The sequence below is a fragment of the Blastococcus sp. KM273128 genome (genome assembly GCF_021698975.1).
Lineage (GTDB): Bacteria > Actinomycetota > Actinomycetes > Mycobacteriales > Geodermatophilaceae > Blastococcus.
Genome location: NZ_SSXA01000065.1, coordinates 1 through 23,016, shown reverse-complemented (window position 1 = coordinate 23,016; position 23,016 = coordinate 1). Strand labels below are relative to the sequence as shown.

19 protein-coding genes are annotated in these 23,016 nt (G+C 71.7%); 6 read left to right on the top strand and 13 right to left on the bottom strand.

The window, feature by feature from the left end; translation table 11 throughout:
* Positions 1 to 618 precede the first annotated feature (618 nt).
* Positions 619 to 1,197: an NYN domain-containing protein gene (locus E9529_RS16520; protein WP_236832337.1), complete on the top strand. Its 579-nt coding sequence runs from the start codon at positions 619 to 621 to the stop codon at positions 1,195 to 1,197.
* Between the two features lie 223 nt (positions 1,198 to 1,420).
* Here the strand turns inward: E9529_RS16520 and E9529_RS16515 are convergent, their stop codons facing one another.
* Positions 1,421 to 3,055, bottom strand: coding sequence for a methyl-accepting chemotaxis protein (locus E9529_RS16515; protein WP_236832339.1), 1,635 nt, complete (start codon positions 3,053 to 3,055; stop codon positions 1,421 to 1,423).
* A gap of 558 nt (positions 3,056 to 3,613) precedes the next feature.
* On the opposite strand from E9529_RS16515, the gene E9529_RS16510 reads away from it, so the two are divergent.
* A complete protein-coding gene (locus tag E9529_RS16510) occupies positions 3,614 to 4,507 on the top strand; it encodes an ATP-grasp fold amidoligase family protein (protein ID WP_236832335.1) in 894 nt (297 codons plus the stop codon).
* 22 nt (positions 4,508 to 4,529) lie between these two features.
* On the opposite strand, the gene E9529_RS16505 is transcribed toward E9529_RS16510, so the two are convergent.
* Entirely contained in the window at positions 4,530 to 5,270 is a 741-nt protein-coding gene (locus tag E9529_RS16505) for a hypothetical protein (protein WP_236832333.1), read from the bottom strand.
* Positions 5,271 to 5,408: 138 nt separating this feature from the next.
* Here E9529_RS16505 and E9529_RS16500 point away from each other — a divergent pair, with 138 nt between their 5' ends.
* Positions 5,409 to 6,176, top strand: a complete 768-nt coding sequence (locus E9529_RS16500) for a hypothetical protein (protein WP_236832331.1) — start codon at positions 5,409 to 5,411, stop codon at positions 6,174 to 6,176.
* A 67-nt stretch (positions 6,177 to 6,243) separates the two neighbouring features.
* Here the strand turns inward: E9529_RS16500 and E9529_RS16495 are convergent, their stop codons facing one another.
* The 6 genes from E9529_RS16495 to E9529_RS16470 form a co-directional block, all read right to left on the bottom strand.
* Positions 6,244 to 6,447, bottom strand: a complete 204-nt coding sequence (locus E9529_RS16495; RefSeq protein ID WP_236832330.1) for a hypothetical protein — start codon at positions 6,445 to 6,447, stop codon at positions 6,244 to 6,246.
* 458 nt (positions 6,448 to 6,905) lie between these two features.
* Complete coding sequence (locus E9529_RS16490; protein WP_236832328.1) at positions 6,906 to 8,063, bottom strand: PP2C family protein-serine/threonine phosphatase; 1,158 nt, start codon at positions 8,061 to 8,063, stop codon at positions 6,906 to 6,908.
* A 176-nt stretch (positions 8,064 to 8,239) separates the two neighbouring features.
* Entirely contained in the window at positions 8,240 to 8,854 is a 615-nt protein-coding gene (locus E9529_RS16485; protein WP_236832327.1) for a hypothetical protein, read from the bottom strand.
* A gap of 145 nt (positions 8,855 to 8,999) precedes the next feature.
* Complete coding sequence (locus E9529_RS16480; RefSeq protein ID WP_236832326.1) at positions 9,000 to 9,794, bottom strand: DUF2382 domain-containing protein; 795 nt, start codon at positions 9,792 to 9,794, stop codon at positions 9,000 to 9,002.
* A 140-nt stretch (positions 9,795 to 9,934) separates the two neighbouring features.
* On the bottom strand, positions 9,935 to 10,663 hold the full coding sequence (locus tag E9529_RS16475; protein WP_236832325.1) for a TetR/AcrR family transcriptional regulator C-terminal domain-containing protein: 729 nt from the start codon (positions 10,661 to 10,663) through the stop codon (positions 9,935 to 9,937).
* Between the two features lie 151 nt (positions 10,664 to 10,814).
* Positions 10,815 to 11,141, bottom strand: a complete 327-nt coding sequence (locus tag E9529_RS16470; protein WP_236832324.1) for an STAS domain-containing protein — start codon at positions 11,139 to 11,141, stop codon at positions 10,815 to 10,817.
* Between the two features lie 141 nt (positions 11,142 to 11,282).
* Between E9529_RS16470 and E9529_RS16465 the strand changes: the two genes are divergently transcribed.
* On the top strand, positions 11,283 to 11,744 hold the full coding sequence (locus tag E9529_RS16465; protein WP_236832323.1) for a MarR family winged helix-turn-helix transcriptional regulator: 462 nt from the start codon (positions 11,283 to 11,285) through the stop codon (positions 11,742 to 11,744).
* Positions 11,745 to 11,914: 170 nt separating this feature from the next.
* Here the strand turns inward: E9529_RS16465 and E9529_RS16460 are convergent, their stop codons facing one another.
* Together E9529_RS16460 and E9529_RS16455 are read right to left on the bottom strand one after the other, a co-directional pair.
* Positions 11,915 to 13,408, bottom strand: a complete 1,494-nt coding sequence (locus E9529_RS16460; protein ID WP_236832322.1) for a chemotaxis protein CheW — start codon at positions 13,406 to 13,408, stop codon at positions 11,915 to 11,917.
* Between the two features lie 5 nt (positions 13,409 to 13,413).
* The gene (locus E9529_RS16455) at positions 13,414 to 15,495 is read right to left on the bottom strand and encodes a PAS domain-containing protein (RefSeq protein WP_236832320.1); all 2,082 of its coding nucleotides are present in this window, start codon (positions 15,493 to 15,495) and stop codon (positions 13,414 to 13,416) included.
* Between the two features lie 261 nt (positions 15,496 to 15,756).
* Here E9529_RS16455 and E9529_RS16450 point away from each other — a divergent pair, with 261 nt between their 5' ends.
* Positions 15,757 to 17,880 (top strand): SpoIIE family protein phosphatase, encoded by a 2,124-nt coding sequence (locus E9529_RS16450; protein ID WP_236832318.1) that lies wholly within the window; start codon positions 15,757 to 15,759, stop codon positions 17,878 to 17,880.
* On the opposite strand, the gene E9529_RS16445 is transcribed toward E9529_RS16450, so the two are convergent.
* Positions 17,855 to 18,382, bottom strand: coding sequence for a MarR family transcriptional regulator (locus E9529_RS16445; RefSeq protein ID WP_236832317.1), 528 nt, complete (start codon positions 18,380 to 18,382; stop codon positions 17,855 to 17,857). The two genes, E9529_RS16450 and E9529_RS16445, sit on opposite strands and share 26 nt — an antisense overlap.
* A gap of 121 nt (positions 18,383 to 18,503) precedes the next feature.
* The gene (locus E9529_RS16440; protein ID WP_308195298.1) at positions 18,504 to 20,105 is read right to left on the bottom strand and encodes a methyl-accepting chemotaxis protein; all 1,602 of its coding nucleotides are present in this window, start codon (positions 20,103 to 20,105) and stop codon (positions 18,504 to 18,506) included.
* 364 nt (positions 20,106 to 20,469) lie between these two features.
* Between E9529_RS16440 and E9529_RS16435 the strand changes: the two genes are divergently transcribed.
* The gene (locus E9529_RS16435; RefSeq protein WP_236832314.1) at positions 20,470 to 21,207 is read left to right on the top strand and encodes an SDR family oxidoreductase; all 738 of its coding nucleotides are present in this window, start codon (positions 20,470 to 20,472) and stop codon (positions 21,205 to 21,207) included.
* Positions 21,208 to 21,265: 58 nt separating this feature from the next.
* On the opposite strand, the gene E9529_RS16430 is transcribed toward E9529_RS16435, so the two are convergent.
* Positions 21,266 to 22,873 (bottom strand): methyl-accepting chemotaxis protein, encoded by a 1,608-nt coding sequence (locus E9529_RS16430; protein ID WP_236832312.1) that lies wholly within the window; start codon positions 22,871 to 22,873, stop codon positions 21,266 to 21,268.
* Positions 22,874 to 23,016 lie beyond the last annotated feature (143 nt).

Genomic DNA, 23,016 nt, shown 5'->3' with positions numbered 1-23,016 from the left:
CCGGACAGACCGGCGGCTGCTTCACGCCCGCACCGGCTGACCAAGATCAGATCAGAGGCCGACCGAGCCGACCAAGATCGACGGTGGATCGAGGTTCAGACAGCCGCGCCATCCACTGCCCTGACACGAGCACGAGGTGACGCCGAGACGCCTCTGCTGGCGAAGGACGTGACGTCGTGCCCGGACAGGTGCATGCGTCGCATGGGACCACGCTAGTGCCGACGTCGGCTGCTGCGAGGGCGCTTTGAAAGCGAACCGCCTGCGATGAGCACCTCCGCCACGACGCATACGCCTACTAATTCCAGGACCGGCGATGGACGGTCATCGATCCTGCTCAGGACGACACCGGATGGACGCCCGTCCTGCCGCCAACCACGGCGGGACGCTTGGCCTTCGTCGACCTCCTCCGCTTCGCCGGAGTCGGCCCCGCATGACCGGTTACGGTGGCGCCTGCAGCGTCGAGACGCCAACCCCGTAGAGGCTCCCACGTAGGACGTACTTCGCACGTTCCGCCCAGGCACCCGGAGTCGGGCTCAACCGCAGCGGCCAAGGCGCTCGCTGAGCCGCTCGGTCGACAGGTACTGGCCCTGAGCGCCCGGCCTGGGCACTATCGTCCTCGTGGACCGCACAGTTCTACTCGTCGACGCCGGCCACCTGCTCTCCGGCGGCGGCAGCTTGACTGTGGCCGAGCACAAGCGCACCAACCTGGATGTCGACGTGTGCAAGCTCTTGATGGCTCTCGTCGAGCGAGTCGAAGAGGACGCCGGGCTCCCCTTGCTGCGCACGTACTGGTACGACGGTGCCCGTGAGGGCCGACCCTCTGCGGAGCATTCAGCTCTCCGGGAGCTGGACTACACCAAGTTGCGACTCGGGCGCCTCGTGCAGGGCAGGCAGAAGGGCGTCGACGCGTTGATCTACCGGGATCTGACGACTCTCGCACGCCAGCGTTCCATCGTCACGGCATACCTGGTCGCCGGGGACGAAGACCTCTGCGAGGGTGTCGCCGAAGCCCAGTCCCTGGGCGTCCAGGTCTGCCTGCTGGCCGTTGAACCGGCCGGGAACAGCGACGTGTCACAAGCCTTGGTCCACGAAGCTGACCGGGTCATCGACCTGGACGAGGACTTCCTCAGCCCCTTCTTCGCTGCGCGCGCTCCGGTCGTGCCACCGCTGGGAACCCAGTCGGCCGAGCCCGGATGACCCCCGGTGGCCCACGCGGAGTGCACGGTAGCGAAGGTGCCACCTGGTCGGGAAGACACCTGACGTGCACCGTGCTGTCCTGCTCGCGGCCCGCCCCGCTGCCGTCTGCCGGCGCAGTACCGAGGCGGCCTCGCGCCGGCTGCCTGGCGCCAGTCGCGCACGATCCGGGCCGGGCGGTGACGGAGTGGTCACCACCCGGCCCGGCCGATCTTGAGCCGGTGGCTCAGTAGGTGAAGCGGCCCACGGTCGTGCGGAGGTCGGCCGCCATCCGGGAGAGCTCGTCAACCGCGATGCGCGTCTGCCCCAGCGCCTGCGTGGTGGAGTCGGCCGCACCCGAGACGCCGGTGATGTTGTCGGCGATCTGACCGACGCCGCCGGATGCCTCCTGCACAGAGCGCGCCATCTCGTTGGTCGTGGCCGTCTGCTCCTCCACCGCCGAGGCGATGGTGGTCTGCCGGTCGGAGATCTGCGCGACGATCGTGCTGATCTCCTCGATCGCCGCCACCGCGGCACCCGTGTCACCCTGGATCGCCAGCACCCGGCGGGCGATGTCCTCGGTGGCCTTCGCCGTCTCCTGCGCCAGCTCCTTGACCTCGTTCGCGACCACCGCGAAGCCCTTGCCCGCCTCACCTGCCCGCGCAGCCTCGATCGTGGCGTTCAGCGCCAGCAGGTTCGTCTGTTCCGCGATGCTCGTGATCACCTTGACCACGTTGCCGATCTCCGCGCTGGACTCCCCAAGCTTGGTCACCGTCGCGCTCGTGGTCTCCACCGCTGTCACCGCCCGGTGCGCCACCTCGCTGGCCTCCGCCGCGTTCGTCGCGATCTCCCGGATCGACGCACCCATCTCCTCGGCACCCGCGGCCACCGTCGCCACGTTGCGGCTGACCTCCTCGGCGGCGCCCGAGACGACCCCGGACTGAGCGGACGTCTCCTCGGCAGAGGCGGCGATCTGCGCCGAGCTGGCCGACAGCTCCTCCGATGACGCCGCCACCGCATCCGCCGACGAGACCACGTCGGACATCACGGCACGCAGGCCTATCACGGCTGCGTCCAGCGAGCGGCCCATCCGGCCGAGCTCGTCCTTGGTCGTGAGCCCGCTGGTGGCCGTGAGGTCGCCGGCGGCCAGCGCAGTGGTCACCTCCTGCACCTTGCGCGTCGCCCGGCCGATGCCAGTTGCCACGAACAGGCCCAATGCCAGCGAGACAGCGACACCGACGACCAGGATGACCATCGACACCAGCTGCTGGTGCTGCGCGGCATCGGCCGCGGCCACCGCCGCCTCCTCTGCGTCGGCCTGCTCCATCTCGATCAGGGCGTTGAGGTCCTTCTCGATCTGACTGGTCAGCGGGCGGATCTGCGTCTCGTTGGCTGCGATCCACGCCGCGTAGTCATCGGCTCGCGCCAGTGGCGTCAGCACGGTGTCGACCGTGGCGAGATAAGTTTGGAACTCCTCCCCGATCTTGTTGGCGAGCTCGCGCTTCTCCGGCGCGCTGGTCTCGTCCAGATATGCGGACAGCGAATCCTGGAACCGGGCGTCGAACTCGGCGACCTGGTCGAGCGCCTCCGCCTTCCGGGCCGGGTCGCTGCTGAGCAGAGCATCGCGGGTCCGGATTCGGACGTCCTTCAAGCCGCCACGCATGGCTGCCGCGTTCGTGATCCCGTGCACGTTGTCGTTGAGCATGAGCTGGGTCCGGTCCGCGGAGGCGTTCAGGGCCTGCAGCCCGAGAACCCCCACGAGGGCGGCCACGAACCCCGCCACCGCCACGGCCACGAGGATCTTGGTCTTGATTCCGCGGTCACCCCACCAGGAGCGACTGCGCGCCGGTGCGGTCGTGGGACGTGCGTCTGTGTCGGTCATGGGATGCCTTCTCGCGTGAGTCCGGTCGTCTCCGACCGGTCGAACCGTCCGCTCGTGGGCGGTCGTTGGTTGACGGTGATCCGTCCTGCCGCGCACGGCCGATCCGGACAGGCGAAAGCTAGGGCGTCGGGAGCCGCGCAGCGTCCGGTCGCCGGCGGGCGTGACCGAGATGTGAGCCGCGGGGCGGTGACCGGCCCCGGGCTTCACCGGCCGCCTGCCCGCCTGTGTCGACACCGGGACGCCCGGGACGACGAGAACCCAGCATCCTGGGGAGCGACAGCGGGCCGGGGATGCCGGTTGGCTGGACGAGGGCGTCGACGTGTCGCCCCCCCGGGGGCGGTGGGTCCGCCGGCGGATCCGACACGCGACCGGTCGAGGCGGATGGCTCGCCCACCCCACTCGGAGGTTCTCCTGCATTCAAGTCCGGCCGCCGTCACCAACGCCGCGGCCGGGTACACCTAGCCCGGGTACGAGTACTCTCGGCGGCGCAGTGGGGCCGCGACGCCGCACGATCAGGAGGTCACCGGCAGGGCGGTGTCCCCGCGCAGGAGGATCTCGATGCCCCGGAGCCCGCTGAACTGGGTGCTCCGCTCTCACCTGCAGCCCGCGCACCGCCGGATCGCCGGCCTGCTGCCGCCGGCCGCGCGGCGCCGCTACCTCTACCTGGCCGGGCACCGGCAGCTGCCCGACCTGCGCGACCCGCGGACGTTCTCGGAAAAGGTCAACTGGCGGATCCTCCGGGACCGCCGGTCCGAGCTGGCGTGGACCTGCGACAAGCTGGCGATGAAGGAGCACGCGCACCGGCTGGCGCGCGAGGCGGGGGTGGCCGTGCCGGAGACGCTGTGGGCCGGCGATGACCTGGCGGCGGTGGCCGGCCGGGCTTTCGGCCGCGCGTGGGTGCTCAAGCCCAACCACCGCAGCGGCCTGGTCCGCTTCGGCGCGGCCTCCGACGGGGTGGACGCCGCGACGGTCGGCGCCACCCGGGACTGGCTGCGCGACGACCAGAGCGTGCTGCTGGGCGAATGGGCCTACGGCGAGGCCCGGAAGCTGTTCGTCGTCGAGGAGGCCATCGGCGGGGGCGAACCGCTGGACGACTACAAGTTCTTCGTGTTCGACGGGGAGGTCGCGGCGATCCAGGTCGACCGCGGCCGGTTCACCCGCGAGCACACGCGGACCTTCTACACCCCGGACTGGGCGCCGCTCCCGGTGCAGAAGACGGTGCCGGGCGGGCCGCCGACCGCGGCGCCGGGGAACCTTTCGGCGATGCTGCGCGCCGCCGAGGTGCTGGGCCGCTCCTTCGACTTCATGCGCGTCGACCTGTACAGCGCGGGGGGCACGATCTGGTTCGGCGAGCTCACGCCCTACCCGGGGGGCGGGGTCACCCGGTTCGAACCGGCGTCCTTCGACGCGTGGCTCGGGTCGCGGTGGTCGCTTCCGGCGCTCCCGGGCTGAGCCCGCGCTCGGTACTGCGACCTCACCGGCGGCGCAGCACCTCGAGGGCCGCGGCCGGCTCGCGCAGGCCCTTCCGGGTCTTGCGCGCGAGGTCGCGGGCCGCGACGAGGACGGGGTTGGCGAACCGCACCTCCTCGTCCTGCGTCAGCCGGCAGGGCCGGCAACGGCCGCAGGGCCGGCCGGCCAGCGGGCGGAAGCAGGACCAGCGCCGCGCGAGGAGATCGAGGAAGCCGTGCGACCGCGCGATCTCCCGCATCTCCTCCTTGGTCAGGTGCATGACGGGGAACGACCAGAACCGGAAGAGCTCGGACTCCGGCGAGCCGTCGAGCCGGTCCGGCTCGACGAACACCCGGCGCTGCCAGTCACTGAGGCCGGACTCGTAGCGCTCGATGCAGAGCTCGACACCCGACCAGCCGAGGGCCGCCGCCGGCCCGCTGAGCCACAGGTACTGGGTGCCCATCGAGGTCTCCCGGAGCAGGCGGTCGCCGATCTCGGCGTCCCGCTCGCCGGGCGGGTGGTCGCTGGCCAGGACGAACCGGGTCGGGGCCAGGAGGGCCGGGTCCGGCAGCCGGGGGAGCAGCCCCGCCCTCATGTCCTCCATGGCGCGCAGCTCGAAGAGCGTGCTGGGGCGGCCAGTGTCGAGCACGTAGATCGGCTGCACCGGGCGCCCCTCGACGAGCAGCAGCTGCATCAGCCGGAACGAGGAGTCCCAGCCACCCGTCCACAGCAGCTGCACCTGCTCCACGTCACCACGTCCGGTCATGCGGGGCGATGCTACGCACAACGGGTCCGGCCCGCGTGCCCGTCGGACGAGCGCGGAGGCGGTCCCGCAGAACCGGGGCTAGGGTCGGCGGACTGACGGCGGCCCGTAGCGTCTCGGAACGGCAGGGAGACCTCGACCATGGTGCTGATCGGCAACACCCGACGGCTGCTCGTCGCGCTGGGCGCGCTGGCCGTCGTGATCAACCTCGTCAGCCTCGTGCTCCGGCTGATCGCCACCGACCCGGCGATCGCCGCCGAGCTCGAGAGCGGCGCACGGCAGCCGGTGTTTTTCGGTTTCCAGGGCCTGCTGCGCATCTTCAGCGTCGACGAGGAGGCCAACCTGGCGTCCTGGTTCAACGCCGCGTTGCTGCTGCTCTCCGCGCTGGTCATCTGGGGGATCGCGGTGGACCGCCGCGCCGCCGAAGACCGGTGGGCGAAGCACTGGGCCTTCCTCGCGCTCGCGTTCGCCTACCTCTCCGCCGACGAGGCGGGTCGCCTGCACGAGTCGGCCGACGCGATCGTCGACTCCCTCATCGACGCCCGAGGAATCCTCTCGTTCGGCTGGATCCTGGTAGCCGCTCCGCTGGTCCTCGCGTTCGCGCTGGCCTACCTGGGCTTCCTCCGCGCGCTGCCGGCCGATGTCCGGAAGCTCGTCGTGATCGCCGCCGTCCTCTACGTCGGGGGCGCGATCGGCGTGGAGTCCCTCGGCGGCCTGGCGTACGACCTCAACGGCGGTCAGAAGGGCAGCCTTGCGTTCGTCATCGCCTCCTCGGTCGAGGAGGCGTTCGAGATGGCCGGCGCGATCACCTTCCTGGCGGCGATGTTGATGGCGGCGCGGCAGCTCGTCCGACCCGCCGCAGAACCGGTCGAGCTCGTCGAGCAGCGGCCCGGCGCCTCGCCGTCCTGACCGCCGACCCGCGGTTCCGGCGGCGGCGGTGGTGCGGGGCCGCGGTCCCGCACCACCGATGGGGTGCCTACCCTCGCACGAGCAGCGCGACCGGAAGGCGGGAGAGCAGCGCGTCGACGGCGATGCCCGCGACGTCGGAGACCACCCGGGCGCCGGTCAGCAGGTCCTCCCAGGCGCCGTTGAGCAGATGCAGGGCGGTGTCACCCCAGCCGTCCAGGCCCAGCGCCGCCGGCAGCCGGGGTCCCCACGACCACCACGCCGCCGCGGTCATGCTGCATAACTTCGTGCGGTCTTCCTCCGTCCCCGGTCAAACCTAACTGTCGACTTCGTCGACATGGTGTCGCGATCAAGGACTGATCGATGCGACCGACGCCCACCTGCTGGAATTGGCCACTGATCGGGCGCGGTAGGGGACTGCAGACCTACAGCAACGACGCCGTGAACCCTGCCGGTGCCACCGTCGCCGCCGTGCTGGCCTTGACGGCGCTGCTATCGGGAATCTCTCGCACGGCCGGGTTGGTGGACACGCTGGCGCGGAAAAGGGTCAGCGTGCTGCTCAACTTTCGGGTGACCGCACGAGACCCTACATGTGGCCGACCGCCATCCGGCCTCGACGCCTGCGGGCATGTAGGTTCCCCGGGCCGGCGCCGTGGAGCACCTAGACCCGAAGATCTGGCGTCTCGACCGGTGACGCCGGTTTCGGGACCGGCACCAGTCACCCGGAGTGCCTCACAGCTCCAGCTTGTTTTCCTGGCCGGTACGCCACTCCAGGAGCACGATGGAGGCGTCGTCCTGGAGCTGGTCGGCCTGGTGGGCGAGCACCCGACGCATCAGCCGCCGGAGCGTCTCAGGTGGCGGGGCTTCGGCACGCGCACCCCGGATGATGCAGTCGGCCAGCCGCTTCTCGCCGAAGAACTTCCCGCTGGGCGAGCGGGCCTCGACGATGCCGTCGGTGTAGAAGAGCAGTCGGTCGCCGGGTGAGAGCTGCGTCTCGCACGCCTCGGGCTTGACGTCCTGCAGGCCGAGGGGCCGGCTGGGCGGGCAGGCGGCCAGGTGCAGAAGGGCTCCGTCGCGGAGCAGCAATGGTTGGGGATGTCCGGCGTTCACCCAGCGCAGCTGACCGGTGTCTAGGTCGAGCCGGGCGATCACCGCTGTGGCGAACTGGCTACCGGCGAACTGCCCAGCGAGTACCTGGTTGACCAGGGCGGAGATGTCGGGCAGGTCGAGGCCCTCGCGGCGGCCGTGGCGGTAGGCCCCCACCGCGGCCGAGGAGAGCAGCGCCGCCGGCAGGCCGTGGCCCACCGCGTCGAGGACGAGGAGGTCGACGGTCGTCCCGTTGACCGCGTAGTCGAAGGTGTCGCCACCGATGTCGTAGGCCGGTTCCAGGGCGCCGGCGATGACGACACGGTCGGTGGCGCAGGTGAGCGGTGGGAGGAGGTCCCACTGGATCTCCGCGGCGAGGCTGAGGGTCTTGCGGCGCCGCAGCCGGGCGAAGAGGTCGCTGTAGGCGTCGTTGCTGACGAGCAGTTCCGAGACGAGTGAGACGAAAGCGCGTGCATGCGCTTCCAGTTCGTGGGTCATCTCGCGGGACACGAACTCCAGCACACCGAGACGCTCGACCCCGTCGAGCAGCGGCAACCAGGTGCGCACGCCGCCCTGGTGACTCGGCGACCGGGTCACCTCCACCCTGCGGTAGGCCAGCCCGGCGAGCGATCCCTCGATGCTGAGCTCCTGGCGCGGCGGTACGCCCGGCCCCTGGAGCGGCAGGAGCAGGAGCTGCTCGTAGTCGGCGAGGTAAGCCACCGCCTCCACCGCACCCAGGCGGCGGGCGGTCGCCACGACCTCGGTGGCGAGCTGGTCGGGCGCGAGCAGGTGCGTGGCTCGCAACAGAGCGCGCAGCGGATCCCCCGAAGGGGCGCCCGAGCTCACCGACCGGCTCCCGGTGATTTCGTCCACGACATCCTTTCCGCAGCAGGCGGCACGATGGGCCCCGGCGCCCCTGCGCCCGGCGGCCGGCCGAGCGCAGGGGCGCCGGGACTCGGCGGCCCGTCGACTACCCGGTGTCAGGCGTCGAAACCGGCGCGGTCGATCTTGCGGTGGTACCGGGTGCCCAGCTTGCCGCCGAGGACGGCGCCCAGCAGGGTCACCAGCAGGACGGCGACGAGGGCGATGATGCCCGCCGTCGTGGCGGTGCCCTCGCCGACCGGGATGCGCGGCAGCTGCAGCTGCTGGAGCACGTTGTACTCGGCGCCGAGGATCGCGCCGAGCGCCGCGAGCGCGAGGACGACCAGCAGCCCGATGATCCAGACGGCGACACCCTGGCGGGCGCCGTCGAAGCGCGCCATCCGGCCGGCGACGTATCCGCCGGCGAGGTAGGCGAGGAAGAGCACGACCAGCAGGACGATCGTGCCGACGATGCCGATGGTGTCGGCCTGCTGGGTCACCTCCTCGGTGCTGGGAACGCCCTGCGTCAACCCGAGGGCGACGCCTGCGGCGGAGATCAGCGCGACGAGGAGCACGGCGAGGCCGTTGGCCGACAGCCAACCGAAGAAGGCCGCTCCCCACTTGACCCCACCGAAGCGGTCGTGCTGCCGGTCGACCGCGTCGCGCGCGGTGCCCCGGGTGGAGTGGGCGCCTGCCGTCGTCGGGACGTCGCCAGGGCGGTCGGTGCTGCTCATCGAGTACTCCTCGTGCTGTGGAAGGACCCGGCGAGGGATGGCGCCGTCGTCCGTCGTCCGTGGGTGGGTGGTGCGGCTGGGCGCGGGAGAGCCGGGCAGCCCAGAGTTCGCGGAGGGGCTGCCCGGCTCCCGGCCGGGTGGCGCGTCAGCGCCGGTCGACGCCGGTCTCGTCGAGCTCGATCTGCTCCTTGCGGACCGTGTCCTCGACGGTCACCTGCTCGGTGACCTCCTCGGTGTCCAGCCGGACCCGCTCGACGGGCACGGCCTCCTTCTGCACCACCGGCTGCTCGGCGCGCAGGACCACCTCGTGCTCCTCCTCGGAGATCGCCGGGCCGTCGAGGGCGTCACCCACGTTGGCGTCGGTGATCGGCTCGCGCTCGAGCCGCACCTCCTCGCGGGAGACCGGCACGGTCTGGGTGACGTTCTCGGTGACCACGTGCTTGCGCAGCCGGACCTTGCCGGTCTCGACGCGCTGCGTGCCGACGCGGAGCTGCTCCTCCGACCGGGTCATGGCGCTGTCCGTCGTCGGGCCGGAGGTGTCCCGGCCGACAGCGCGGCCGGCGACGTCGTCGTACACGCCGTCGCCGTCCCGGTCCCGCACATCGGTGCCAGAGACGGGGCCGGAGCCGTCCTGCAGGCCGTAGTAGCGGTAGAGCTCGGTCTCCTCCTGCGGGCTCAGGTGCCCGTCGGCGTCCACGTTCGGCGCGCCCTTGACCTTGTCCTTGCCGTAGGGGATGCGGAGGGTGTCACCGTCGAGGTCGGCGCCGGCCAGCGGGACGAAGGTCTCCCTGGTGCCGAACAGGCCGGTCTGCACCGTTGCCCACTCGGGGCGGCCGGTCTCGTCGTCGAGGTAGACCTCGCCGACCTTGCCGAGCTTGTCGCCGTCGGCGTCGACGGCGGTGGTGCCGACGACCTGGTTCAGCTGCTGGGTGTCGATCACGTCTGCTCCTGCGTAGGAATGTCGTCCGGATCTGGGGCTCAGTCGGTGGTGGCACCGACTGGCAGCAGCCGTGGTGCCCGGTGGTTTACGACGTAAACGCGCCCATGTCCCGTGATTTGGAGCACTCGCACCCCGCAGTGCTACGCCTTCCCACTGCCGCGGCCGGCGCGTCGACCGCCGCGGGCGCGCAGCAGACCACCGAGCCGTTCGAGGAGGTTCTCCAGAGCCTCCTCGAACTCGGCGGCCGACTCGTCCTGCGCGAGCATCGGCTGCAGCCGGTCCAGGTGCGGGTACTCGCGGAGGTCCACGCTCATCTCCGATGAGCCGCCGGGCTCGTCCTCGGCCGTGATCGGCACGCCGCGCTGGGACACCTCGAGCAGGAGGTGCCCGAGCAGGAAGCTGGTGTAGGCGCGGTACGCCTCGACCGCCGCCCCGTCGGAGAAGCCGCTACTGGTCAGCGCGTCGAGGAACGACTCCAGCCAGCGCAGGCTGCGCAGCGGGGGTCGCACCCATGGGGCCGCGGGTGGCCGGGTCGCGATCAGCGGGAAGACCGCCGGGTGGGCCAGGGCGACCCGGCGCACCCCGTGGGCCAGGCGCTGCAGGTAGTCCTGCCACCCGTGGTCAGGGCGGAGCAGCACGTCGGGGTCGCCGTAGAGCCCGTCGATGACCGCCTCGACCACGGCATCGAGCAGCTGCTCCCGCCCGGGCACGTAGCGGTAGAGCGCCATGGCCTCGACCCCGAGACGGGCGCCGAGACGCCGCATCGTGAGCTCGCCGATGCCGTGCTCGTCGATGAACTCGACCGCGGCACCGACGACGAGTCGACGATCCAGGCCGGGACGTCCCGTCGAGGGAGGGCCTGCGGGCATGGCATCGGCGGCACCGCTCCGCTCTTCCGGCACGTCCGGATCCGGCTCCCGCGTGTCGGGCACGACGACCTCCCGCCCCGAGGTGCCGCCCCCGGCGGTCGGCACGTCGGTGCCGATGGTGCACCCGGGCGGGGCCGGGCCCGACCGCGGGTCAGCGCTGGATGTCGAAGAGCTGATCGATGCCGGTGACACCCAGGACGAGCTGCACGCAACGGGCGGGCCGGCGCAGCACCGGCCGCCCACCGCCTCGCCGGTGGTCCTCCGTCACCCGGGTGAGCAGGCTGATCGCGCTGGAGTTCATGAAGGTGACGCCCTCGGCGTCGACCGCGGTCACGCGCGGAGCCGCACCCTCGACCGAACGCTCGAAGGCGGCCACTGCGCCGGTGTCGATCTCCCCGGCCAGGTGCAGGACCGGCCGGCCGTCCTCGTCCTTGACGAGGATCGACCCGAACGGGCGGGGAGGGTTGCTGAGGGTCATGGGGTCGCCAATCGGTGATCGCATCAGGCGTCGTGCAACTGCGGCGCCTCTCTTCGACGTCCACAACCGACCGTAAAGTTACCTGACGAGCGCCTCTCTGTCGACGGCGATCACCGACCATCGGCGGTAGCTTCGTCCCCGGTGCCAGATCTCCCGTCGCGAGCCGTCCCACCGGTCGCCTTCCTGCTGATGAAGGCGGCCCGCTGGTTCGACGACGCGTGCCTGACCGAGCTGGAACGCCGTGGCTGGCCCCGGCTGAGCCCGGCCCAGTCGTTCCTCTTCGCCCACCTCGGGGACGACGGCGCGTCACCGGCCGAGCTGGCACGCAGGCTCGGCCAGAGCCGCCAGGCCACGCACCACCTCGTCGCCGGGCTGGTCCGACTTGGCCTGGTCGTGACCGCGGACGACCCCGTTCGGCGCGGCGGCCGTCGGGTGCGGCTCACGGATGCCGGCGCCGCTCTCGTCCGGGACGCCTACGCGGTCTTGAGAAGCCTGGAGGCCGAGCTCGGCGCGGGACCGATCTCCCGCCTCCGTCCGCAGCTCGTCGACCTGCTGGCGTGCCAGGGCGAGGCCGGTCACCACGGCGCTCGCGCACCGGGGTGACCGAGCAGCGCACCACCTCGGGATGACCCGGCACGCGATGTGCCTCGTGCCGGGGCAGGACCGTGCACCCCACCGCCGTCATGCGCATGGATGCGGCTACCAGCGCCGGAGAACCACATCCATGCGCAACAGAGCGAAGGGCCCCCGGGCGAAGGTCCCCTGACACGGCACTAGCAACCGACGGTCTCCGCGACCCGGTCCGGCCGGAGCGCGCGCGCGAGTGCCTGCAGGTCGAGCTGGGGGAGGAGACGGCTCTCGGCCCCCACCTGCACGAGCGGCGCGGAGTGCAGGAGCCGGTCCGCGGTGGCGGCCGGGCGCACCGGCTGGTCGGGGTCACGCCAGACCAGCGGCTCGATGCCCCGGAGGGCTCCGACCGCGAAGGCGACCTGCTCCCCGTCCGCCGCGACCAGGAGCAGGCAGGACGCCCCGTCACCCACGCTGGAACCGCGCCCGAGCACGGCGCCCAGATCGACGACCGGCACCGCCGCGTGCCGGTGCACGGTCACACCCAGCACCGTCGCGTGTGCGTCCGTCGGCACCAGGTCCGCCGGGTACGGGAGGATCTCGACGACCTGGTCCAGCGGCGCCGCGACGTCGACGCCGGCCGTGAACACGAGCTGCGGCACCCCCCGCCCGTCGCGGGCACCGGACGTCGCCCTGCACGCGTCCGGGGCGGATGCCGGGTCGTCCAGGGCGGTGTTGACCGCCGCCAGGCCCACGACGTCCCGGTCGGCGAGCAGCGCCGGGCCGTCCACGACCAGGCACACGGCCCCGCCACCCCCGACCAGGCTTCCGGTGACGAGGTCGGGACGCCGCGCCGCGATGGCCGGGAAGGGGAGGACGTCGGTCGCGGGGACGTCGAGCAGGTCGAGCAGCTCGGTCACCGCCAGCACGACGTAGCCGGAGCCCAGGTCGAGGACCACACCGGCCCCCGCCGAGCCGCCGCCCGTCTCGCCCAGCCCCAGCAGCACGAGCGGGTCCGCGACCGGGACCTCGGCACCGGCGAAGTCGACGACGCCGAGGCACGCTCCCCCGTCCAGCACCGAGGACCGGGCGGTGAACGCCGGCAGCGTCGTGTGCACGTGGTCCACGTCGAGCGCGAGCAGGTAGCCACCGCACCGGACGGTGACCATCCGGCGCCGTGGTCCGCTCCCGGCGGCTCGCCGCTCCTCGGCGACGAGGGCACGGGTGAGGTCGGGGATCGTCGGCATGCCCGGGCGGGCGAGCAGCGCCTCCCCGTCGAGGACGCTCACCGGGTCGCCCGTCTCGGGGTGCAGGAAGGCGGCGGCGAACAGCAGTGCGTCGCCCTCGGCCGTCACCGGCACCAGCTGCTCGGCGGCCAGGTGCAGCACCCCGCGCACCTGGTCGGCCAGCAGGCCGAGGGCCCGCTCGCCGGCCGCGACCACGACGACCACCTGGTCGTCCGCGCGAGGCGCCGGCTGCCGGAGCATGGGCCGCAGGTCGGCCACCGGCAGCGCGAGGTCGCGCAGCCGCATGGCTCCGAGCAGCCCGTCGGCGCTGGCCGGCAGGCCGGCCAGCTTCGGCGGGCAGGGCACCACTTCGCGCAGCGAGGTGAGCGGGACGGCGACGTCCATGCCCCCGAGCCGCAGCAGCCCCAGGACGGCGTTCTCGCCGGCAGTGGCCGGCGCGGTCGGCGTCGTCACCCGGGTCAGCCGCCGTTGACGGCGGTCAGGTCGGCGATCAGGGCGTCGACCTCGTGCGAGGCCTGCTGCTGCACCTGGGTGGACCGGGAGATCGACCGGATGGCATCCGTGGTCCGGGCGACGCTGTCGACGATCTGCTCGAACGCCTCCTCGGCGCGCTTCGACACCTCCGACCCCTGGTCGACGCGCTCGGTCGACTCCTCGATCAGCTTGCCGATCTGCGCCGCCGCCTCCGATGACCGCTCGGCGAGCTTGCGGACCTCCCCGGCCACGATCGAGAAGCCCACCCCGTGCTCGCCGGCGCGGGCGGCCTCGATGGAGGCGTTGAAGGCCAGCAGGTTGGTCTGGTTGGCGATGTCACCCATGACGCGGACGATCTCGCTGATCGACACCGACGAGCGCTGGATGAGCGAGATGGCCTCCAGTGAGGCGCGCAGCGCCTCCACGCCGCGCTGGGCGTTCTCCTGGGTCTCGTCGGCCAGGCCGGTGGCCGTCTGCGAGCTGGACGCGATGTCCTCGATGGAGCGCGAGAGATTGCGCACGGAGGCCGTCATGTCGCGGGTGCCGGTGGAGATGCGCTGCTCGCGCTCCACCTGCGCGGAGATGTCATACGCGTACTTGACCACCTTGACCGGCCGGCCGGCGAGGTCCAGCACCGGGTTGTAGGTGGCCTGGATCCAGACGTCGCGCCCGTACTTGCCCTTGCGGTGGAAGCGACCGGCGATCACCTCGCCCTTGCCCAGCCGCAGCCAGAAGTCGCGGTACTCCTCGGACCGGGTGTACTCCTCGGTGCAGAAGGTGCTGTGGTGCTGGTTGACCACCTCGCGCAGCGAGTAGCCCATGGTCCGCAGGAAGTTCTCGTTGGCGGTGAGGACGATGCCCTCGAGGTCGAACTCGATCACCGCTTGAGCCCGCGCGACGGCGGCGAGCCGCGCCTCGGTCTCCGCGTTGCGCAGCTTGGCCTCGGTCACGTCGGTGGCGAACTTCACCACCTTCATCGGCCGCCCGTCCGCGTCCAGGATCGGGTTGTACGTGGCCTGCAGCCACACCTCGCGGCCGTCCTTGGCGAGCCGCTTGTACTCCCCGGTCTCGAAGGCCCCCGCCGCCAGCCGCTCCCAGAAGTGGGCGTACTCGGTGGACTGCGCGTACTCGGGCTCGCAGAAGACGCGGTGGTGCTTGCCCTGCACGTCGGCGAGGGAGTGCCCCATGGTCGCCAGGAAATTGCCGTTGGCGGCCAGGACGTGGCCCTGGAGGTCGAACTCCACCACGGCTTGTGCCCGGTCTATGGCCGCGACCTTGCCCAGGTACTCGGCGCTGCGCTGGGTGTCAGCCGTCACGTCGCTGGCGAACTTGACGATCTTCACCGGCCGCCCCTCGGGATCGAGGATCGGGTTGTAGGTGGCCTGCAGCCACACCTCGCGGCCGTCCTTGGCGAGCCGCTTGAAGTGCCCGCTCATGAACTCGCCCCGGGCCAGGTCGTGCCAGAAGTCGACGTAGGCCGGGCTGGCGGCGAGCTCCGGCTCGCAGAACATCCGGTGGTGCTTGCCCCGGATCTCGGCCAGCGAGTAGCCCATCGTGGCCAGGAAGTTCTGGTTGGCATCGATGACCCGCCCGCTGAGGTCGAACTCGACGACGGCCTGCGCGCGGTCGATGGCGGCAACCTTGCCCAACTGGTCCGCGGTGGCGAGCTTGGCCGCGGTGGTGTCGCTGGCGAACTTGATCACCTTCGACGTCGCACCCGCGTCGTCCAGGACGGGGTTGTAGCTGGCCTGCAACCACAGGTCGCTGCCGTCCTTGCGTCGGCGACGGAACTCCCCGGTGACGTACGTGCCGGCAGCGAGGGTGGCCCAGAAGGCCGCGTACTCCTCGGAGGCCGCGTGCTCAGGGTCGCAGAACACCCGGTGGTGCTGGCCGCGCACCTCGTCGAGCGTGTAGCCCACCGCGGCGAGGAAGTTCTCGTTGGCGGTGAGGATGGTGCCGTCGACCGTGAACTCGATGACCGCCTGCGAACGGTGGATGGCGTCGATGACGCTCTCGTACTCGTGCAGCGTCTGGGTCACGGTTGGCTTGCCGGCCGGCGCGGCCATGGGGGCTCCCTCGTCGATGGGGGTGGTGGTCCGGTTCCTGCTCCCTCGGCACAGTGGGCCGCGCACTTGAGCTGAGACGCTGAGGCGTGACCCGCCGTCCCTCGTCGGGGGCACCGGGGAGACGGGATGGACGATCGATGCTCGTGCCGGCGGACATCCGGCGCCGCATCCGTGTCAACGACCCTGACGAGGCGGCTATGATCACCGCCGGCGTCTCGCACTCGCCTCACCGAGTCGCGATCGGGCACTTCGCAGTGGCACGTGTGGAACGAGAGGCACTCGGCGGACGAGTACGGCGACCCGGCGGTCCTCGCGGCCGATGACGAGACGACGCGGCTGCGCGCCGAGCTCGCCATCGACGCCGCCGGCATCGGCACCTTCGACTACGACCTGGTCACCGGAGCCCTGGAGTGGGACGACCGCCTGGTGTCGATGTTCGGGTACGACCTGGGGTCGTTCGACCGCACCATCGAGGCCTTCAACGCCCGCGTCCACCCGGACGACCTCGACCGCGTGAGCCAGACCCTGCAGGCGGCGATCGACGCCTGCGGTGACTTCGAGTCTCTCTACCGCATCTGCCTGCCCTCGGGGGACACCCGGTGGATCTCCGCCCGCGGGCGCACGCTGTGCGACCAGCAGGGCGAACCCGTGCGGTTCCTCGGCGCGGTGACGGACGTCACCAGCAGGCACGCGGCCGAGCAAGGCGTGGCCCGCGTGCTGGAGACGATGCCGGCGGCCTTCTTCTCCGTCGACCGCCAGTGGCGCTTCACCTACGTCAACGCCCACGCACAGCGGCTCCTGCAGGCGGTCGACGGCGATCTGGTCGGCAAGAACATCTGGGAGCAGTTCCCCGCCGCCATCGGCAGCCCGTTCGAGGTGCGCTACCGGCACGCCATGGGGTCGGGCGAGAACGTCGTCTTCGAGGCGTACTACCCGCCGCCACTGGACGCCTGGTACGAGGTGCTCGCCTGGCCGAGCCCGGACGGGCTGGCGGTGTACTTCCTCGACATCACCGGCCGACGTCGCCAGCAGGACCGGATGGAGCTGCTCGCGGCGCTCACCGAGCAGCTCTCCGGCACGATGCAGGCCGAGCTCGCAGTGGCCAGGCTGGCCAGGTTGGTGGTGCCGGCGTTGGCCGACTGGTGCGTCGTCAGCCTGATCGATGACGGCGAGCAAGCCGGGCACCGCCGCGGCCTCCACGACGTCAGCTCGTGGCACCGCGACGAGCGCCTGCGGCCGCTGGTGCAGGAGTACTCGACCGCGCGCATCCCCGCGCTGCGCGACGACTCGTTCCTGTTCCGCGCTCTCGCGACCAGCAAGCGGGTCGTCGTCGAGAGCGGGGCGACGAAGGCTGCGCAGGGTGTGCTCGAGCCCGGCCCGGCACGTGACCTGATCGGCCGCCTGGCTCCGGACGCCCTCGTGGTGCTCCCCCTCGTGGGCCGGGACCGCACGGTGGGGCTGCTGACGTTGTTCAACGGCGCGGACCGCGGCCGGCTGTCCGATGACGACCTGATGACGGGGAGCGAGGTCGCCGGGCGTGCCGGGTTGGCGCTCGACAACGCCCGCCTGTACCGGCAGCAGCGCGTGGTGGCCGAGACGTTGCAGCGCAGCCTGCTCACCGCTCCCCCGGAGCCCGATCACCTCGAGATCGCCGTGCGCTACCTGCCGGCCGCCGAGTCCACGGCCGTCGGGGGCGACTGGTACGACTCGTTCCTGCAGGCCGCCGGGGCCACCGTGCTCGTCATCGGCGACGTCGCCGGGCACGACATCTCCGCCGCGGCCAGCATGGGCCAGCTCCGCGGCCTGCTGCGCGGCATCGCCACCACCAGCGATCTGGGCCCGGCGGGCATCCTGTCCGGCCTGGACGCCTCCATGGCGCTGCTCGATATGGGCGCCCTGGCCACCGCCGTCGTCGCCCGCCTGGAGCAGACCCCTGCCGAGCGACGTGACGGCACGACACGGCTGCGCTGGTCCAACGCCGGCCACCTCCCGCCGCTGGTGCTGGACGCCGACGGCGCCGTGACCGAGCTGGCGCCGGATCGCCCGGAGCTGCTGCTCGGCGTCCAGCACGACGTCGCCCGCTCCGAGTCGGTGGTCACCCTCCGGCGGGGGGACACGGTCGTGCTGTTCACCGATGGTCTCGTCGAGCGCCGGGACAGCGATCTCGACGCCGGGCTGGACCGGATCAGGAGCGAGCTGGCCTGTCTCGCCGGTCAGCCGTTGCAGGAGCTGAGCGATCAGCTCCTGGAGCAGCTGGTGCACGGCCGCCCCGAGGACGACGTCGCCCTGATCGCGGTCCGCCTGCACCGCCAGGACCGACCGCGGCCGGACGAGGCCGGACCTGTGCAGCTCCCCGACGTCATCGACGACGAGCCCGCACCCTGACCTGCGCGCTCGGGCCTCGCGCCTCCTGAGCCTGCTCCGGGTCCAGGTCGGCCTCGGTGCCCCCCTCGCGGAGAGCCGGCTCGCCGAGGCAGAGTGCCCCCAGAGACCGGCGCAGCGCCCGCGTGTGCCCTCGGTCCAACGTCGCCTCGATGTCGTCGAGCACCCTGGCGCAATCGTCGAAGAGCACGCGGCCGCGTGCCGTCAGGAGCACCAGGCGCCCGCCACGGCGCCGGGGGTCGTCCTGCAGGCACAGCAGGTCGAGATCCACCAGGCCCCGGACCATCTCGTGCGTCGCCTGGCGGCTGTTGCCGAGACGCCGTGCGAGTTCGGCGACCGTGACACCGTCGGGGACCAGGTGCGCGAACAGGAGGGTCTGGCCCGCACTCAGCGGCGGCCACCCGAGTTCGACCAGCCGCTCCCGGGACCGCGCATCGAACCAGCGGCTCGCCAGCGGGAGCTGACGCGCCAGCGGAGGGTCGGCGCCGACCCCGTGCGCAGACATGCCGTCGAGCGTACGGCGGCGCTGACCGTCGTGCCCCGCATGGCACCGGGAGCGCGCAGCCGCCGGCTGCGCGCTCCCGGTGGACGGGTGCGACCGGTTCGGTCGCGGGAATCAGCGGGAATCAGTAGGTGAACCGCCCGACGGTGGTGCGCAGGTCGGCGGCCATCCGGGAGAGCTCGTCCACCGCGGTGCGGGTCTGACCCAGCGCCTGGGTGGTGGAGTCCGCGGCCCCGGAGACGTTGGCAATGTTCGCGGCGATCTGACCGGTTCCGTCCGCGGCCTCCTGCACCGAGCGGCTCATCTCGTTGGTCGTCGCCGTCTGCTCCTCGACCGCGCTGGCGATGGTGGTCTGGCGGTCGGCGATCTGGGCGACGATCGTGCTGATCTCCTCGATGGCGGCGACGGCCGCGGTGGTGTCGCCCTGGATGGCCAGCACCCGCTGGGCGATGTCCTCGGTCGCCTTCGCCGTCTCCTGCGCCAGCTCCTTCACCTCGTTGGCCACCACCGCGAACCCCTTGCCCGCTTCCCCGGCCCGCGCCGCCTCGATCGTGGCGTTCAGCGCGAGCAGGTTGGTCTGCTCCGCGATCGAGGTGATCACCTTGACCACGTTGCCGATCTCCGCCGAGGACTCCCCCAGCTTGGCAACCGTCGCGGTGGTGGTGCCCGCCGCGGTGACCGCCCGGTGCGCCACCTCGCTGGCCTCGGCCGCGTTGCTGGCGATCTCGCGGATCGAGGCACCCATCTGCTCGGCACCCGCGGCCACCGTCTGCACGTTGCGCGACACCTCATCGGCCGCACCGGCCACCACACCCGACTGCGCCGAGGTCTCCTGGGCCGACGAGGAGATCTGCGCCGAGGACGCAGAGAGCTCCTCCGAGCTCGCCGCCACGGCATCCGCCGAATCGACGACGGAGGCCATCACGTGGCGCAGGCTCTCCTGCGCGGTGTCCAGGGCGGAGGCCATCGCACCGATCTCGTCGCTCTGCCGGATGCCCGTCTCCCGGGTCAGATCACCCTCGGCGAGACCCTGGACGACGTGCTGCACCTTCAGCAGGCTGCGCCGGATGTTCCGCGCCACCAGCCAGCCCACGGTGAGCGCGACGGCGGCACCGATGGCCAGCATGGCGACGAGCAGCGTGCGCGCCCGCTCGCTGGTGTCGCCTACCGCGTCGGCGGACGCGGCCGCCTCGGCGATCTCGGAGTCGAGCAGCTGGGCGATCTCGCCCGTCAGCTGGTCCATCAGCTGCGCGGACTGGGCGTACAGCGCGCCGGCGGCCGCCGCGTCGCCAGCGCTGTAGGCCTGCCGCGTCCGGGCGTACACCTCGGTCCAGGCGTCGTAGCTGGCCATCGCCTGCTCGGCCAGAGCCTGCTGCGGGGCGGTAGGCGCCGTCTCGGGGTAATCCGCCCCGGCCGCGGAGAACGCCTCGGTGGCCGCGATCGCACCCTCGGCCCAGGCCTGGGTGTTCTCCGGGCTGACGTTCGGCAGCAGCAGGGCGGTCTGGTTGAGCTGGATGGTGAGGAGCTGCGCGCGCATCTCCTCGACCTGCTCGAGTGCCTGGGTGCTCTCGCGATAGGTCGCGGCGGCCTCGTCGGCGGCCTCGCCGAGAGATACCGCCCCCACGACCCCGACGGCAGCGCCGGCGAGCACGGCCACCGAGACGGAGCTGAGGATCTTGCCTGATACCGACGTTCCGCCGATTGCGCGCCGCGCGCTGAGAGCCACTGGCCTGGTCCGTTCTGGTGTGAGGGGTCTGCGTCACGCAGCCGACGTGCGGATCCATCATCCAGGGACGACCCACGCGACTGCTGCTCAGAAAGTAGGGCAGCCCAGAGCCGTGAGAAATGATTTCCAAGCGTGTCGAAGAAATGGCATCGATGATGGCCGGAATCTATGACGACGTGTCGACACGGGCGGTTTCATGGCCATTCTGCAATTGTCGACATGCGGTACGGGCGTGCTCGTACGGGTGGTGAGAGCGCCGAGCCCGCGGACGGGTCGTGCGGCGGAGCCGACGGGACCGCGTCATGGTGTACAGGTGCACCCATCACTGGCCGGCGGACCGGACGACCTTGCGGAGAGGAACCGGGTGGCGATCGTGACCGGCGCCAGCAGCGGGCTGGGCCGGTCCACCGCGCTCCGGCTCGCCGCGGATGGCCTGCAGGTCGCCCTGCTCGCCCGTGACGCCGGCGACCTGAGCCGGCTGGAACAGGAGATCACGCGCGCCGGGGGCGTGGCCCTCGCGCACCCGGTCGACCTCGCCGGGACCGAGGCGGTGACCGAGGCCGTGGCCGCCGTCGCCGACACCTGGGGCCGGGTGGACGTCCTGGTCAACGCTGCCGCCACGGACATCCCCGGAACGGTGGTGGAGACGTCGCCGGAGGACTGGGACCGGGTCCTCGCCGTGAACCTCCGCGCTCCCTTCCTGCTCAGCCGTGAGGTGTTCCCGCACCTGCGGCGCGCCGGCGGCGGGACGATCATCAACGTGTCGTCGGTGGCCGGGCTGCGCGGCTGGGCCCGCGCCGCCGCCTACTGCTCGTCGAAGTTCGCCCTGACCGGGTTCACGCAGGCGCTGGCCGCCGAAGGCGCACCCCACGGGATCCGTGCCTGCGTGCTCTACCCCGGGGCCATGGCGACCTCGTGGGGCGTGTGGGACGCCGAGTCACGCCGTGCGCCGACGCCCTCGGAAGCGTCCGCTCCTCCGGAGGACGAGGCCCTGCCGGTCGATCAGGTGGCAGCTCTGATCGCGTGGATCGTCGCCGCGCCTGCCGGTCTGGTGCTCGACCAGGTCACCGTCACCCCGTTGCACGAGAAGGGGTGGCCCTGACCGGGCATTCAGTCCCGGGCAGCGGAGCCGTCCTCGGCTGCGCCGCCCGGGACGATGCTCAGTAGGTGAACCTGCCGACGGTGGTGCGCAGGTCGGCGGCCATCCGGGACAGCTCGTCCACCGCCGTGCGGGTCTGCGTCAGCGCCTGCGTGGTGGAGTCCGCGGCACTGGACACCCCCGAGATGTTCTCCGCGATCTGCGTCGTGCCACCCGCGGCCTCCTGCACCGACCGGGACATCTCGTTGGTCGTCGCCGTCTGCTCCTCCACCGCCGAGGCGATGGTCGTCTGCCGATCGGAGATCTGACCCACGATCTGGCTGATCTCCTCGATCGCGCTCACCGCCGCCGTCGTGTCCCCCTGGATCGCCAGCACCCGCCGCGCGATGTCCTCAGTGGCCTTCGCCGTCTCCTGCGCCAGCTCCTTCACCTCGTTCGCCACCACCGCGAACCCCTTGCCGGCCTCACCAGCCCGCGCCGCCTCGATCGTGGCGTTGAGCGCCAGCAGATTCGTCTGCTCCGCGATCGAGGTGATCACCTTCACCACGTTGCCGATCTCCGCCGAGGACTCACCCAGCTTGGTCACCGTCGCACTCGTGGTCTCCACCGCCGCCACCGCCCGGTGCGCCACCTCGCTGGCCTCCGCCGCATTCGTCGCGATCTCCCGGATGCTGGCCCCCATCTGCTCGGCACCCGCGGCCACCGTCTGCACGCTGCGGGACACCTCCTCCGCGGCACCGGACACCACACCCGACTGCGCCGAGGTCTCCTCCGCCGACGCCGAGATCTGCGCCGAGGACGCCGACAACTCCTCCGACGACGCCGCCACCGCATCCGCCGACGCCGTGACCGAGCCGAGGACCTCGCGCAGGTTCTTCTGCGCGGCGTCGAGGGACGCCGCCATGCGGCCGATCTCGTCACGGGAGCTGATCCCGGTCGAGACGGTGAGGTTCCCCTCCGCCAGCGCGTCGAGCGCGTCCTTGACCCGCCGGACCGGACGGGTCACCGAACGCATGGTCAGCAGCGAGATCAGCACGATCACCAGCAGCGCCGACACAGCGACGACGATGCTCTGCGTCTCCGTGCTGGCCACCGCGTCGTCCAGTCGCTCCTGGGCGCGGGCGCTCTCGGCCGCCAGAGCATCCTTGGCCTCGCCCACCGCCCCGTCGGTGAGGTCGTTCGCGGCCTGGATCTCCTCCCAGCGCAGCCGGGCGGCGGACTGGTCGGCGATCGCGGACTCGACGAAAACGGTGATGGCGTCCGTGTAGTCGCTGTAGCTCGCCGCGAGCCCGGAGACCGCCGCGGCGGCGTCCCCCTCCAGGTTCACGGTGGCCAGCTCATCCAGCAGAGCCTGCGGGGTGGCGATGTCATCGGCGAGTTCCGGCAGCTGCTCGGCGGGGTCCGGACGCGTGACGGCCTTGAACCCATCGACCTTGAGCTCGCTGGCCCGGGTGTCGAGCTGGAGCACCAGCTTCTCCGCGCGGTTGAGCTCGGCGAGCTCGACATCGGCGTCGTGCACCCTGCTGGAGCCGGCGTGGACCGCGGCGACCAAGACCGCGAAGGCGGTCACGACAACGGCGATCAAGATGCCGAACTTGGTGCCGAGAGAGCGGTCGGCGAACCACCCGGCACGCCGACGGCCGACGGGGGAGAGGGAGGAGTCGTGCACAGGGGACCGTCCTGAGGGAGTGGTGACGCCGGTGTGACGCCCGACTCAGCCCCGATCCACCATCGAATAGGCGTGTGGCTGCGCGTCGGAAAGCACGAATGCCCCTCTGACCAGGGACGATGTGGCTTGTCGAAGGTCTCATC